Annotated in this window: 12 protein-coding genes; 10 read left to right on the top strand and 2 right to left on the bottom strand. The window is 63.9% G+C overall.

Going from position 1 to position 12,949, the window contains the following annotated elements; all coding sequences use genetic code 11:
* Window positions 1–149 precede the first annotated feature (149 nt).
* The 3 genes from F7R20_RS26150 to F7R20_RS26140 all read left to right on the top strand — a co-directional run bounded on the left by F7R20_RS26150 (window position 150) and on the right by F7R20_RS26140 (window position 3,359).
* The gene (locus F7R20_RS26150) at window positions 150–1,217 is read left to right on the top strand and encodes a phosphotransferase family protein (protein WP_003202820.1); all 1,068 of its coding nucleotides are present in this window, start codon (window positions 150–152) and stop codon (window positions 1,215–1,217) included.
* A 24-nt stretch (window positions 1,218–1,241) separates the two neighbouring features.
* Window positions 1,242–2,009, top strand: coding sequence for an SDR family oxidoreductase (locus F7R20_RS26145; protein WP_003180553.1), 768 nt, complete (start codon window positions 1,242–1,244; stop codon window positions 2,007–2,009).
* 234 nt (window positions 2,010–2,243) lie between these two features.
* Window positions 2,244–3,359 carry a Gfo/Idh/MocA family protein gene (locus tag F7R20_RS26140; protein ID WP_003202822.1) on the top strand — a complete coding sequence of 372 codons (1,116 nt, stop codon included), beginning with the start codon at window positions 2,244–2,246 and terminating at the stop codon, window positions 3,357–3,359.
* Between the two features lie 165 nt (window positions 3,360–3,524).
* On the opposite strand, the gene F7R20_RS26135 is transcribed toward F7R20_RS26140, so the two are convergent.
* Together F7R20_RS26135 and F7R20_RS26130 are read right to left on the bottom strand one after the other, a co-directional pair.
* Window positions 3,525–4,967 carry an FAD/NAD(P)-binding protein gene (locus tag F7R20_RS26135; protein ID WP_003202824.1) on the bottom strand — a complete coding sequence of 481 codons (1,443 nt, stop codon included), beginning with the start codon at window positions 4,965–4,967 and terminating at the stop codon, window positions 3,525–3,527.
* 15 nt (window positions 4,968–4,982) lie between these two features.
* Window positions 4,983–5,546, bottom strand: a complete 564-nt coding sequence (locus tag F7R20_RS26130) for a helix-turn-helix domain-containing protein (RefSeq protein WP_003202826.1) — start codon at window positions 5,544–5,546, stop codon at window positions 4,983–4,985.
* A 12-nt stretch (window positions 5,547–5,558) separates the two neighbouring features.
* Between F7R20_RS26130 and F7R20_RS26125 the strand changes: the two genes are divergently transcribed.
* The 7 genes from F7R20_RS26125 to F7R20_RS26095 all read left to right on the top strand — a co-directional run bounded on the left by F7R20_RS26125 (window position 5,559) and on the right by F7R20_RS26095 (window position 12,909).
* Entirely contained in the window at window positions 5,559–6,563 is a 1,005-nt protein-coding gene (locus F7R20_RS26125) for a DMT family transporter (RefSeq protein ID WP_209311686.1), read from the top strand.
* Between the two features lie 285 nt (window positions 6,564–6,848).
* The gene (locus F7R20_RS26120; protein WP_003202830.1) at window positions 6,849–9,773 is read left to right on the top strand and encodes a monovalent cation/H+ antiporter subunit A; all 2,925 of its coding nucleotides are present in this window, start codon (window positions 6,849–6,851) and stop codon (window positions 9,771–9,773) included.
* Window positions 9,773–10,117, top strand: coding sequence for a Na+/H+ antiporter subunit C (locus tag F7R20_RS26115; protein ID WP_003202835.1), 345 nt, complete (start codon window positions 9,773–9,775; stop codon window positions 10,115–10,117). Before F7R20_RS26120 ends, F7R20_RS26115 begins: the two co-directional genes overlap by 1 nt.
* Window positions 10,114–11,799 (top strand): monovalent cation/H+ antiporter subunit D, encoded by a 1,686-nt coding sequence (locus F7R20_RS26110; RefSeq protein ID WP_003202838.1) that lies wholly within the window; start codon window positions 10,114–10,116, stop codon window positions 11,797–11,799. The genes F7R20_RS26115 and F7R20_RS26110 overlap by 4 nt, the downstream gene beginning before the upstream one ends.
* Window positions 11,796–12,284 carry a Na+/H+ antiporter subunit E gene (locus F7R20_RS26105; RefSeq protein ID WP_003202840.1) on the top strand — a complete coding sequence of 163 codons (489 nt, stop codon included), beginning with the start codon at window positions 11,796–11,798 and terminating at the stop codon, window positions 12,282–12,284. The genes F7R20_RS26110 and F7R20_RS26105 overlap by 4 nt, the downstream gene beginning before the upstream one ends.
* Window positions 12,281–12,559, top strand: coding sequence for a K+/H+ antiporter subunit F (locus F7R20_RS26100; protein WP_003202841.1), 279 nt, complete (start codon window positions 12,281–12,283; stop codon window positions 12,557–12,559). The genes F7R20_RS26105 and F7R20_RS26100 overlap by 4 nt, the downstream gene beginning before the upstream one ends.
* On the top strand, window positions 12,556–12,909 hold the full coding sequence (locus F7R20_RS26095) for a Na+/H+ antiporter subunit G (RefSeq protein WP_003202843.1): 354 nt from the start codon (window positions 12,556–12,558) through the stop codon (window positions 12,907–12,909). Before F7R20_RS26100 ends, F7R20_RS26095 begins: the two co-directional genes overlap by 4 nt.
* Window positions 12,910–12,949 lie beyond the last annotated feature (40 nt).

Below are 12,949 nucleotides of genomic sequence, written 5' to 3'. Positions count from 1 at the left end.
ATAGCTCGCCCATGGCCGTCGTGCATCAGGCCCGCTGATTATCCTGCAACACGCTAACCTATAAGACCCTGGCGTGCTTGTGACGCCTCCCGCGCGCCATTAGATTAGCCAATGATCGATGGCCTCCAAAATAAGCAGAAGGGATAAGCATGGCGTTTACTGATCAGTCCACCCGCGTGCGCGACGGTGAAGAACTCGATGCCAACCTGATCGACCCGTACCTCAAGGCCCACATTCCCGGCCTGACCGGCGTGCCGCAGATCAGCCAGTTTCCCGGTGGCGCGTCGAACCTGACCTACCTGCTGGAATACCCCGAGCAGGAATTCGTCCTGCGCCGTCCGCCGTTCGGCCACAAGGCCAAGTCCGCCCACGACATGGGCCGTGAGTTCCGCATCCTCAATCAATTGCGCGAAGGTTTCCCGTACTGCCCCAAAGCCTACGTGCACTGCACCGACGAGTCAGTGATGGGCGCCGAGTTCTATGTGATGGAACGGGTCAAGGGCATCATCCTGCGCTCCGACCTGCCGCCGGAACTGGGTTTCGACGCCGCCCGCACCGAAGCGCTGTGCAAGAGCTTCATCGACCGGCTCGTCGAGCTGCACCGTGTCGACTACAACGCTTGCGGCCTGGCCGACCTGGGCAAGCCCGAAGGCTACGTGGCCCGACAGATCCGCGGCTGGAGCGACCGCTACGAAAAAGCCCTGACGCCCGATGCGCCGAAGTGGGAAGCGGTCAAGGCCTGGCTCAACGACAAGATGCCGGCCGACCACCCCACTTCGAGCATCGTCCACAACGACTACCGCTTCGACAACGTGATCCTCGACCCGGAGAACCCGATGCAGATCATCGGCGTACTGGACTGGGAACTGACCACCATCGGCGATCCGTTGATGGATCTGGGCAACAGCCTCGCCTACTGGATCGAAGCCGCAGACCCGGCCCCCGTCCAACTGATGCGCCGTCAGCCAAGCCATGCCCCTGGCATGCTGACCCGCCGCGAGTTCGTCGATTACTACGCCGAGCGCGCCGGGATCCGCATCGACAACTTCGACTTCTATTACACCTACGGGCTGTTCCGCCTGGCCGGCATCGTCCAGCAGATCTACTACCGCTTCTTCCACGGCCAGACCCAGGACAAACGCTTCGCGCAGTTCGTTCAGATGAACAAACTGCTGGAGCAGATGAGCCTGCAGGTCATCAGCAAATCCACGCTCTGAGCGCACCTATAACAAGGAAACAGCATGTCCAAGACCCAGTTGTTCGACCTCGACGGTAAAATCGCTTTCGTTTCCGGCGCCAGCCGCGGCATCGGCGAGGCCATCGCCAAACTGCTGGCCCAGCAAGGCGCCCATGTGATCGTTTCCAGTCGCAAGCTCGACGGTTGCCAGCACGTGGCCGACGCCATCATCGCCGCTGGCGGCAAGGCCACCGCCATCGCCTGCCACATCGGTGAAATGGAGCAGATCAGCCAGGTATTCGCAGGTATCCGCGAACAGTTCGGGCGCTTGGACATCCTGGTCAACAACGCCGCCACCAACCCGCAATTCTGCAACGTCCTGGACACCGACCTGGGTGCGTTCCAGAAAACCGTGGACGTGAACATTCGCGGCTACTTCTTCATGTCGGTGGAAGCCGGCAAGCTGATGCGCGAGAACGGCGGCGGCAGCATCATCAACGTGGCGTCGATCAACGGCATCTCGCCGGGGATCTTCCAGGGCATCTACTCGGTGACCAAGGCTGCGGTGATCAACATGACCAAGGTCTTCGCCAAGGAATGCGCGCAGTTCGGCATCCGCTGCAACGCCCTGCTGCCGGGCCTGACCGACACCAAGTTCGCCTCGGCACTGGTCAAGAACGACGCCATCCTGAAGACCGCCCTGGCGCAGATTCCCCTCAAGCGCGTGGCCGACCCAAGCGAAATGGCCGGCGCGGTGTTGTACCTGGCCAGCGATGCGTCGAGCTACACCACGGGTGTGGCGTTGAATGTGGATGGTGGTTTCCTGTCCTGACAGTGAGCGCCATGGCAGACCTGTGAGAAACCCTGTGGGAGCGAGCTTGCTCGCGATAGCGGTGGGTCAGCCAGTACTTGTGCGACTGATGCGGCGCTATCGCGAGCAAGCTCGCTCCCACAGGGACTATGGTGATCACACAGAAAATGAATATTTATTCCAATATTTGCAATTAGAGAATATTTATTCCATAAATAGCCCTCCTGAAAATAACAATTCAAAGGGCTCTTCATCATGCGTGAACTCGGCATCGGTCTGATTGGCACCGGCTTCATGGGCCGTGCCCATGCCTTGGCGTTCCACAATGCCAAGGCGGTGTTCGACCTTCCCCTGAACCTGAAGCTGGCGGCCCTGGCCGACGCCGATCCGCAGCGTGCCCGGCAATGCGCCCACAGTTGGGGGTTCGAGACGGCCCACAGCGACTGGCAACAACTGATCGACGACCCGAAGGTCAACCTGATCGCCATCACCACGCCCAACCACCTGCACTTCCCCATGGCCATGGCAGCGTTGGCGGCGGGCAAGCCGGTCTATTGTGAAAAGCCCCTGGCGGTGTCCCTGGAGCAGGCCGAGCAGATGCGCCAGGCGGCCAAGGCGGCCGGGGTGGTGACGAGGGTCGGCTACAACTACCAGCACAACCCGATCATTCAACAGGCGCGGGACATGATCCAGCGCGGCGAACTGGGACAGATCATCAGTTTCCAGGGCGAATTCAGCGAAGACTTCATGGCCGACCCCGCCTCGCCGTGGTCATGGCGCTGCGAAGCGGCCCACGCCGGCGGCGCATTGGCGGACCTGGGCAGCCACTTGCTGGCCATGGCCCGGCATTTGTTGGGCGATGTCGAGGCGGTGTGCGCCGACAGCCAGACCGTTCACCACCAACGCCCTGCCAGCGCGGGCAATGCCGAACAACGCGCCATCGCGGTGGATGACCAGGTCCACGGGCTGCTGCGTTTCGCCAACGGCGCCCGGGGCACGGTGAGCAGCAGTTGGCTCAAGCACGGCTACAAGAACCACCTGGGTTTCGAGATCAGCGGCACCCTCGGCACCTTGGCGTTCGATCAGGAACGACTGAATGAACTGCGCCTGTGTCGCGTTGGCCAGCCAGGTTTCCAGCGCCTGCTGGCCGGTCCGGATTTGCCGGGTTATGCCGCGTTCAGCCCGGCGGCCGGGCACCAGTTGGGGTACAACGAATTGAAGACCCTGGAGGTGCATGAACTGGTGATGACCCTAGCAGGCGAAGGCGGCAGCGGGACGGACTTCGAAGAGGCCTGGGAAGTGGAGCGGCTGGCGGCGGCGATTCGTGTGGCGGCGCGGGAGGAGCGTTGGGTCAAGGTCAGCGAGCAATGACCTGCTGAGCAAACCGCTCATAACGATCGTTCCCACCTGTGGGAGCAAGGCTTGCCCACGATGAAGATGACGCGGTCTCCCTGGGAACCGAGGCGCCTGCACCGCGAGCAAGCTTTGCTCCCACGCAGCGGGGATAAATCCCCTCGCCACAGGGAGTGTCCAACTTCAATCTTGGGTTTGCAGTTCAACCAAACGCACGGCCAACGCCTTCGCCTGGCTCGCCACATCGGTCACGGCGGTGCTTTCCCACCACATCCCCCGCAGTGGCGGGCCCATGGCGAACAGGCGCTCGGCAGGCTCGCCTTGGACGTCCAGCACCGCGCCATCGGCACGCGCGGCGATGCCCAGGGCCAGCGGCCCGGGCTGGATCAGCCCCTGGGCCAGCAACTGTTGCGGCAACGGCCGTGCAACCCGGCGCCAGTCATATTCGATGCCGCTGGAGTTGATCAGCGCCGCGCCCTGCACCACCGTCAGCCCGGTCTCGCCCCGGCGGCGGATGGTAATACCCAGCGTGCCCTCGGCAGAGGACGCCAATCCCTTGAACGACGCCGCATGGATCCGCAATCGCCCTTCTTCGTGCAGACGCGCCACCAGTTCGGCGCTCAGCGGTGGCGAACGATGATGATGGCTCTCCCACCACGGCCGTACATGCCGGACGAACTGCCGACGTTGTACATCGCTGGCCTGGTTCCACAAACGCCCGATGTGAGCACGCACCGTGTCCAGCGGCGCCTGCCAATCGATGCCTTGGGCCTGGGCCTGACGGCATTGCTCGCGCAGGGCTCGCATCAATTGGCGTGGTGACCGCAGGCTGTGATCGTCGGCGAGGAAATCCACCCAGGCGGGTGGCTGGCGGCGCACATGGGGCAGCAGGCCATGGCGGGAAAAGACTTCGATAGGCCCACGGTGCCCGGCCTGCTCCAGGGACACGACGGCATCGACCATGGTCAACCCCGAACCGATGATCAGCACTGTGGACTGCTGATCGAGCTGGCGCATCGCAGCCACATCCCAAGGGTCCAGGGCCGCGGCATTCAAGCCGCTGGATTCGGTTTGCGGGGTGCGTGCCGCCGGGAACATGCCGGTGGCCAGCACCGCGAAACGCCCGCGCAACAACTGGCCGTCATCCAGCGTGAGCATTACGGCATCGTCGACAACCCGCAAGTCCACGGCCTCGCCGCGCACGTGCTCGGCGGTCGAACCGTTTTGCGCGCCTATCTCGCGAGCCTCGGCCAGCCGTTGTTGCACATAGAGGCCAAACATCCCCCGAGGCGGGAACAATTCGCTGATCGGCACGTGCTGTTGATCCGCCTCGGGCCAGCCGCCGGCCTCGATGAACGCGGTGAGCCATTGGGTCAGGTCATCGGCGTTGTCCGGGTCGACGCTCATGCGCGCGGCGTTGCCGTTCAAGGTATGGCCAAGTTCCACCGCACTATAGGCCTCGCCCCGGCCCAGTTCGCTGCGCGGCTCGACGATCAGCACTTCGCGACGGCCCGGCAAGCGCAGCAATTGTGCCGCCAGCATGGCACCGCTCAGGCCGCCCCCGATGATCAGGATATCGGCCTCCCGGGTGATGCCCTGCTCATGTCGCTCCAGCGCTGTGTCCATACCGCTCTCCAGGAATCAAATCACCACGTTGCGTACGAATCTCGCCGCCACCGGGCCATCGTTGCGATAGGCATGGGGCTGGTTGCTGGCAAACATGAAAAACTCACCGGCACCAATCCGGCGTTCCTCGCTGCCCAACAGCAGGGTCAGGCAGCCCTCGAATACGTAGAGTTGCTCGCTCCAACCGTCGGCGTCGGGCTCTGAAGGGTAATACTCGCCGGGCTCCAGGCGCCACTCCCAGAGTTCCACCTCGCGGCTGGCGGTGGCCTTGGCGAGCAATACGGCTTTGCTGCCGGCAATGGTCCCGGCCCAGGCCAATTCGTTGATGCGACTCGGGTCGCGGGCGTCGGGGGCCTGGATCAAGTCGCTGAAGGCCACGTCCAGGGCTTCGGCGACCCGGTCCAGGGTGGTCAGGCTAACGTTCTTTTCGCCCGCCTCGATGGCCACCAGCATTCGCCGGCTGACCCCCGACAGCTCGGCGAGCGCCGTCTGGCTGAGCTCGGCGGCATGCCGCAGACGACGGACGTTCTGGCTGACGTGTTGCAGGACGGACGCCCGCTGGCCGGATTCTTTGTGCACTATATTGCTCACATGGCTGGGTTGCGCATTATACTGCCCAACTTCGGGCGCATTGTGCGTCCGCCTCAAGTGGCGCGCAAGGTCATGGCATCGGTGAATTCCCCGCAAGCTTCCCCCCGTTTCTCAAGGTTCAGCAAGGCCGAATGCGTGCTGGTGCTGATTACCATGATCTGGGGTGGGACTTTCCTGCTGGTGCAACACGCCATGACGGTCAGTGGGCCAATGTTTTTCGTCGGCCTGCGCTTTGCCGCCGCGGCCGCGTTTGTCGCGCTGTTCTCCTGGCGGCACCTGCGGGACCTGACGCTGTTCGAACTCAAGGCCGGCTGCTTCATCGGCGTGGCGATCATGCTCGGCTACGGTTTGCAGACCGTCGGGCTGCAAAGCATCCCCAGCAGCCAGTCGGCGTTCATCACCGCGTTATACGTGCCATTCGTGCCCTTGCTGCAATGGCTGGTGCTGGGCCGTCGGCCTGGCTTGATGCCCAGCCTCGGCATCATGCTGGCGTTCACCGGGCTGATGCTGGTGTCGGGCCCGGCCGGGGCCTCGCTGAATTTCAGCCCCGGTGAAATCGCCACGTTGATCAGCGCCATCGCAATCGCCGCCGAGATCATCCTGATCAGCGCCTATGCCGGCCAGGTCGATGTGCGCCGGGTGACCGTGGTGCAACTGGCAAGCACCGCCGTGCTGGCCTTCCTGATGGTGGTGCCGACCCAGGAAAAGATCCCGGATTTTTCCATGTTACTGCTGGTCAGCGCCGTGGGCCTGGGCGCCGCGAGCGCAGCGATCCAGGTGGCGATGAACTGGGCACAGAAAAGCGTGTCGCCGACCCGCGCCACGCTGATCTATGCCGGCGAGCCGGTGTGGGCCGGCATCGCCGGGCGCCTGGCGGGCGAGCGGCTGCCGGCGATTGCCTTGTTCGGCGCGGCACTGATCGTGGCGGCGGTGATTGTCAGTGAGCTGAAGACACGGAGCAAAGGTAGCGTCGAGGTGGATGAAGTGCTTGAGCGCGAACAGTGAGGCCGGGGGGCGTTTGAACCTGTGTAGGAGCTGTCGAGTGCAACGAGGCTGCGATCTTTCCCCAGACACTTGAGTCTCAAGCGAAAAATCAAAGATCAACAGATCTCAGCCTTCGACAGTTCCTACACAAGCCCAGCGGGAGCAAGCTCCCTCGCCACGGGTGATGTGTAGGGCGCAAAGTAAGAAAACTCCACCTCCCTTGTAGGATTCTGCGACACCCTCACGGTTGGTGATCGGGAATACGCCACGTATGATCCCTCACAACCTCCCGCCGAATAGAAGCCTATGTCACTGATAGTTCTATTGCTTTTGCCCTTCATCGGCAGCTGTGTCGCGGCGCTGCTGCCGCATAACGCCCGTAACGCCGAATCACTGCTGGCCGGCCTCGTCGCCCTGGCCGGCACGGTTCAGGTGGCCTTGCTGTACCCGCAGATCGCCGACGGCGGCGTGATCCGCGAGCACTACACCTGGTTGCCCAGCCTGGGCCTGGATTTCGTATTGCGCCTGGACGGGTTCGCCTGGCTGTTTTCGTTGCTGGTGCTGGGCATCGGCACGCTGGTGTCGCTGTATGCTCGCTACTACATGTCGCCGGATGATCCGGTGCCGCGCTTCTTCGCGTTTTTCCTGGCATTCATGGGCGCCATGCTCGGGCTGGTGATCTCCGGCAACCTGATCCAGATGGTGTTTTTCTGGGAACTGACCAGCCTGTTCTCGTTCCTGCTGATCGGTTACTGGCACCACCGCGCCGACGCTCGACGCGGTGCCTACATGGCGTTGATGGTGACCGGGGCTGGCGGGCTTTGCCTGTTGGCCGGGGTGATGCTGCTCGGCCATGTGGTGGGCAGCTATGAGCTGGACAAGGTCCTCGCCGCTGGCGACCTGATCCGTGCCCATGCCCTCTACCCCATCCTGTTGCCGCTGATCCTGATCGGCGCCTTGAGCAAAAGCGCTCAGTTTCCGTTCCACTTCTGGCTGCCCCATGCCATGGCAGCCCCCACGCCGGTGTCGGCGTATCTGCACTCGGCGACCATGGTCAAGGCCGGGGTGTTCCTGTTGGCGCGGTTATGGCCGTCGCTGTCGGGCAGTGAAGAATGGTTCTACATCGTCGGCGGCGCGGGGGCCTGTACGTTGCTGCTTGGCGCCTACTGCGCGATGTTCCAGAACGACCTCAAGGGCCTGCTGGCCTACTCCACCATCAGCCACCTCGGGCTGATCACCCTGCTGCTGGGCCTGAACAGTCCACTGGCGGCCGTGGCGGCGGTGTTTCATATCCTCAACCACGCCACCTTCAAGGCGTCGCTGTTCATGGCCGCCGGGATCATCGACCACGAAAGCGGCACCCGCGACATTCGCAAGCTCAGCGGCCTGGTACGGCTGATTCCGTTCACCGCGACCCTGGCCATGGTCGCCAGCGCGGCGATGGCCGGGGTGCCGTTGCTCAACGGTTTCCTGTCCAAGGAAATGTTCTTCGCCGAGACCGTGTTCATTTCCGCCACGGCCTGGGTCGAACTGGCGCTGCCGATCATCGCCACCATCGCCGGGACCTTCAGCGTCGCCTACTCCTTGCGGTTCACCGTGGATGTGTTCTTCGGCCCCACCGCCACCGACCTGCCCCATACCCCTCACGAACCACCGCGCTGGATGCGCGCGCCAGTGGAGTTGCTGGTGTTCACCTGCCTGTTGGTGGGGATTTTTCCGGCCCAGGTGGTCGGCTCGCTGCTCGCGGCCGCCGCGTTGCCGGTGGTGGGCGGCACGCTGCCCGACTACAGCCTGGCGATCTGGCACGGCCTGAATGCACCGATGATCATGAGCCTGGTGGCCATGTCCGGCGGCATCGTCCTGTACCTGCTGCTGCGCAATCAGTTCCGGCAAGGGCACATCAAGCACCCGCCGCTCATTGGCCGACTCAGCGGCAAGCGCCTGTTCGAACGTTGCCTGGTGCTGATGATGCGCCAGGGCCGGCGCCTGGAACGACGGATCAGCACCCGCCGCCTGCAGGCCCAGTTGTTCTGGCTGGTCCTCGCTGCGGTGCTCGCCGGGCTGATCCCGATGCTGCACAGCACGCTGGTCTGGGGCGACCGGCCGAAGATCCCCGGCTCCATCGTCTTCGTCACCCTGTGGCTGCTGGCGATCGCCTGTGCCCTGGGCGCGGCCTGGCAGGCCAAGTACCACCGGCTCGCGGCCCTGACCATGGTCAGCGTCTGCGGCCTGATGACCTGCGTGACCTTCGTCTGGTTCTCCGCCCCCGACCTGGCCTTGACGCAGCTGGTGGTGGAAGTGGTCACCACCGTGCTGATCCTGCTGGGCCTGCGCTGGCTGCCACGGCGGATCGAGGACGTCTCGCCGCTGCCCAACAGCGAGCGGCGCGCGCGCATCCGGCGCCTGCGGGACTTGCTGCTGTCCAGCGCCGTCGGCGGCGGCATGGCGCTGTTGTCCTATGCGATGCTCACGCGCCAGACGCCCAACGACATTTCTTCGTTCTACTTGAGCCGGGCCCTGCCCGAAGGCGGCGGCAGCAATGTGGTGAACGTGATGCTGGTGGACTTCCGCGGCTTCGACACCCTCGGGGAAATCACCGTGCTGGTGGCGGTGGCCCTGGCGGTGTTCGCCCTGCTGCGACGTTTCCGCCCGCCAAAGGAAAGCATGCAGCTGCCGGCACAACAACGCCTGCTGGCGCCGGACGTGGTCACCGACCTGGTCAACCCGCGCCATGCCAGCGACACCGCATTGGGTTTCATGATGGTGCCGTCGGTGCTGGTGCGCCTGCTGCTGCCGATCGCCCTGGTGGTGTCGTTCTACCTGTTCATGCGTGGCCACAATCAACCCGGTGGCGGCTTCGTGGCCGGGTTGGTGATGTCGGTGGCGTTCATCCTGCAGTACATGGTTGCCGGCACCCAGTGGGTCGAGGCGCAAATGAGCCTGCGACCGCTGCGCTGGATGGGCACCGGGCTGTTGTTCGCCACCGCCACGGGCCTGGGGGCGATGGCCGTGGGTTATCCGTTCCTGACCACCCACACCTGGCATTTTGAATTACCGCTGCTGGGTGATCTCCATGTGGCCAGCGCGCTGTTTTTCGACATCGGCGTGTACGCCGTGGTGGTCGGCTCCACCCTGCTGATCCTCACCGCCCTGGCGCACCAATCGGTACGGGCCCATAAGCCTGGCCTGCAAGCCAAACCCGTCGCCCCCGTCAAAGGAGCCACCGCCTGATGGAAGAAGTCATCGCAATCGCAATCGGTGTACTGGCCGCCTCCGGTGTCTGGCTGGTATTGCGGCCACGGACCTTCCAGGTGGTCATGGGCCTGTGCCTGCTGTCCTACGGCGTCAACCTGTTCATCTTCAGCATGGGCAGCCTGTTCATCGGCAAGGAGCCGATCATCAAGGACGGCGTGCCCCAGGACCTGCTGCACTACACCGACCCGCTGCCCCAGGCGCTGGTGCTGACCGCCATCGTGATCAGCTTCGCCATGACCGCGCTGTTCCTGGTGGTGCTGCTGGCGTCCCGGGGCCTGACCGGCACCGACCATGTGGACGGTCGGGAGCCCAAGGAATGATATTGACGCCCCATCTGATCGCCGCGCCCATCCTGCTGCCGCTGCTGACCGCTGCGTTGATGCTGATGCTGGGCGAGAAACACCGCCCGCTCAAGGCACGGATCAATCTGCTTTCCAGCCTGCTGGGCCTGGGCATCGCCGTGCTGTTGCTGTACTGGACCCAGGACCAGGCCCTGCCCGCGTCCATTGGTGTGTACCTGCCCGGCAACTGGCAGGCGCCGTTCGGCATTGTCCTGGTGGTCGATCGCCTGTCGGCGCTGATGCTGGTGCTGACCGGCATCATCGGCGTCAGCGCCCTGCTCTTCGCCATGGCCCGCTGGGACCGCGCCGGGGCGAGTTTCCATGCGCTGTTCCAGATCCAGTTGATGGGCCTCTACGGGGCCTTCCTGACGGCGGACCTGTTCAACCTGTTCGTGTTCTTCGAAGTGCTGCTGGCGGCCTCCTACGGTTTGATGCTGCACGGTTCGGGTCGGGCGCGGGTGTCGTCGGGCCTGCATTACATTTCCATCAATCTGCTGGCCTCGTCGTTGTTCCTGATCGGCGCTGCGCTGATCTATGGCGTCACCGGCACGTTGAACATGGCCGACCTGGCCCTGAAAATCCCGCTGGTGCCGGAGGCCGACCGCGGCTTGCTGCACGCCGGCGCAGGCATCCTTGCGGTGGCGTTCCTGGCCAAGGCCGGCATGTGGCCGCTGAACTTCTGGCTGGTGCCGGCCTACAGTGCCGCCAGCGCACCGGTGGCGGCGCTGTTTGCGATCATGACCAAGGTCGGCGTCTACACGATCCTGCGCCTGTGGACGTTGCTGTTCTCCGGCCAGGCCGGCGCCTCGGCGTATTTCGGCGCCGACTGGTTGGTCTACGGCGGCATGGCGACCATCGTCTGCGCCGCCATCGCCATTCTGGCGGCCCAACGCCTGGAGCGCATGGCGAGCCTGAGCATCCTGGTCTCGGCCGGGATCCTGTTGTCGGCCATCGGCTTCGCCCAACCCAACCTGGTGGGCGCGGCGCTGTTTTACCTGGTGAGTTCGACCCTGGCGCTCTGCGCGCTGTTCTTGCTGGCCGAGCTGATCGAACGCTCGCGCTCGGCCAATGAACTGTCCCTGGACGACGACTTCGACACGTTGCCGCGACCGCTGGAATCCTTGCAGCCGCCCAAGGGCATCAACCTCGATGACGAGCAGAAAGCCGTGGTCGGGCAGGTGATTCCCTGGACCATGGCCTTCCTTGGCTTGAGCTTTATCTTCTGTGCGCTGTTGATTATCGGCATGCCGCCGCTGTCGGGGTTCATCGGCAAGCTGAGCCTGCTGAGCGCCTTGCTCAATCCCCAAGGCTTCGGAGCCAGCGGCGGGGAGTCGGTATCAAACCAGGCGTGGGGCCTGTTGGCCTTGCTGATCCTCTCTGGGCTGGCCTCGCTGATTGCCTTTTCACGCCTGGGCATCCAACGTTTCTGGACGCCCCAGGAACGCCCATCGCCGTTGCTGCGGCCGTTCGAATGCCTGCCGATCATCCTTTTGCTGGGCCTGGGTATCGCCCTGACTTTCAAGGCCGAGCCGTTGCTGCGCTACACCCAATCCGCTGCCGATGCGCTGAACAACCCGGAACATTATGTGATGTCGGTACTCGCCACCCGCGCCGTGCCCAACCCAGAGACCCGCGCCGCCTTGTCAGAGGTGCAGCCATGAAGCGCCTGTTTCCCGCCCCGTGGTTGTCCCTGGCGCTGTGGTTGCTGTGGCTGGTGTTGAACGTGTCCGTCAGCGCCGGCCATCAGCTGCTCGGCGCTGCGCTAGGCTTCCTGGCCCCGTTGCTGATGCGCCCATTGCGCCCACGGCCCATCCGTATCCGCCGACCGTGGGTGGTGTTGCGCTTGTTCCTGCTGGTGGGCCGTGATGTGCTGGTGTCCAACGTGGCGGTGGCCTGGGGTGTGCTCAACGCTGGCCGCCGCCCGCCTCGCTCGCGGTTCATCAAGGTGCCGCTGGACCTGCACGACGCCAACGGCCTGGCCGCGCTGTCGATGATCACCACGGTGATTCCGGGGACGGTCTGGTCGGAACTGGCCCTGGACCGCAGCATCCTGCTGATGCATGTATTCGATCTGCAAGACGAGGCGTCATTCATCGCGCATTTCAAGGCCACCTACGAGCGCCCGTTGATGGAGATTTTCCAATGAGCCCCTTGCTGTCCAATGCGATCCTGTTGAGCCTGTTCCTGTTCTCCCTGGCGATGGTGTTGACCCTGTGGCGGCTGTTCAAGGGCCCTTCGGCCCAGGACCGGGTATTGGCCCTGGACTACCTGTACATCGTGGCGATGCTGATGATGCTGGTGCTGGGCATCCGTTACGCCAGTGACACCTACTTCGAGGCGGCCCTGCTGATCGCCCTGTTCGGCTTTGTCGGCTCGTTTGCCCTGGCCAAGTTCCTGCTGCGTGGCGAGGTGATCGAATGACCGGCGAACTGTCGATGTGGGTGGAAATCCCGGTGGCGATCCTGCTGGTGCTCGGCAGCCTCTTCGCCCTGGCCGGGGCAATCGGCCTGGTGCGGTTGAAGGATTACTTCCAGCGCATGCACCCTCCGGCCCTGGCATCCACACTGGGCGCCTGGTGCGTGGCACTGGCTTCGATCGTGTATTTTTCGGCGCTCAAATCCGGGCCGGTGTTGCACGCCTGGCTGATACCGATCCTGTTGTCCATCACCGTCCCGGTGACCACCCTGCTGCTAGCCCGAGCGGCGTTGTTCCGCAAGCGCATGGCTGGGGATGATGTGCCGGCGGAAGTGAGCAGTCGCCGAAACGACTGACAGATACGTTGATCGTTCCCACGCTCCGCGTGGGAATGCA

This window comes from Pseudomonas brassicacearum subsp. brassicacearum, assembly GCF_008801605.1.
GTDB lineage: Bacteria > Pseudomonadota > Gammaproteobacteria > Pseudomonadales > Pseudomonadaceae > Aquipseudomonas > Aquipseudomonas brassicacearum.
This window is presented reverse-complemented; position numbering and strand designations above follow the sequence as displayed.

Excerpts from the sequence above, each read along its gene's own strand:
- F7R20_RS26140 (WP_003202822.1), top strand. The coding sequence starts at position 2,244 with ATGCGTGAACTCGGCATCGGTCTGATTGGCACCGGCTTCATGGGCCGT.
- F7R20_RS26120 (WP_003202830.1), top strand. The coding sequence starts at position 6,849 with ATGTCACTGATAGTTCTATTGCTTTTGCCCTTCATCGGCAGCTGTGTC.
- F7R20_RS26125 (WP_209311686.1), top strand. The coding sequence starts at position 5,559 with ATGGCTGGGTTGCGCATTATACTGCCCAACTTCGGGCGCATTGTGCGT.
- F7R20_RS26135 (WP_003202824.1), bottom strand. The coding sequence starts at position 4,967 with ATGGACACAGCGCTGGAGCGACATGAGCAGGGCATCACCCGGGAGGCC.
- F7R20_RS26110 (WP_003202838.1), top strand. The coding sequence starts at position 10,114 with ATGATATTGACGCCCCATCTGATCGCCGCGCCCATCCTGCTGCCGCTG.
- F7R20_RS26150 (WP_003202820.1), top strand. The coding sequence starts at position 150 with ATGGCGTTTACTGATCAGTCCACCCGCGTGCGCGACGGTGAAGAACTC.
- F7R20_RS26145 (WP_003180553.1), top strand. The coding sequence starts at position 1,242 with ATGTCCAAGACCCAGTTGTTCGACCTCGACGGTAAAATCGCTTTCGTT.
- F7R20_RS26100 (WP_003202841.1), top strand. The coding sequence starts at position 12,281 with ATGAGCCCCTTGCTGTCCAATGCGATCCTGTTGAGCCTGTTCCTGTTC.
- F7R20_RS26095 (WP_003202843.1), top strand. The coding sequence starts at position 12,556 with ATGACCGGCGAACTGTCGATGTGGGTGGAAATCCCGGTGGCGATCCTG.
- F7R20_RS26115 (WP_003202835.1), top strand. The coding sequence starts at position 9,773 with ATGGAAGAAGTCATCGCAATCGCAATCGGTGTACTGGCCGCCTCCGGT.
- F7R20_RS26105 (WP_003202840.1), top strand. The coding sequence starts at position 11,796 with ATGAAGCGCCTGTTTCCCGCCCCGTGGTTGTCCCTGGCGCTGTGGTTG.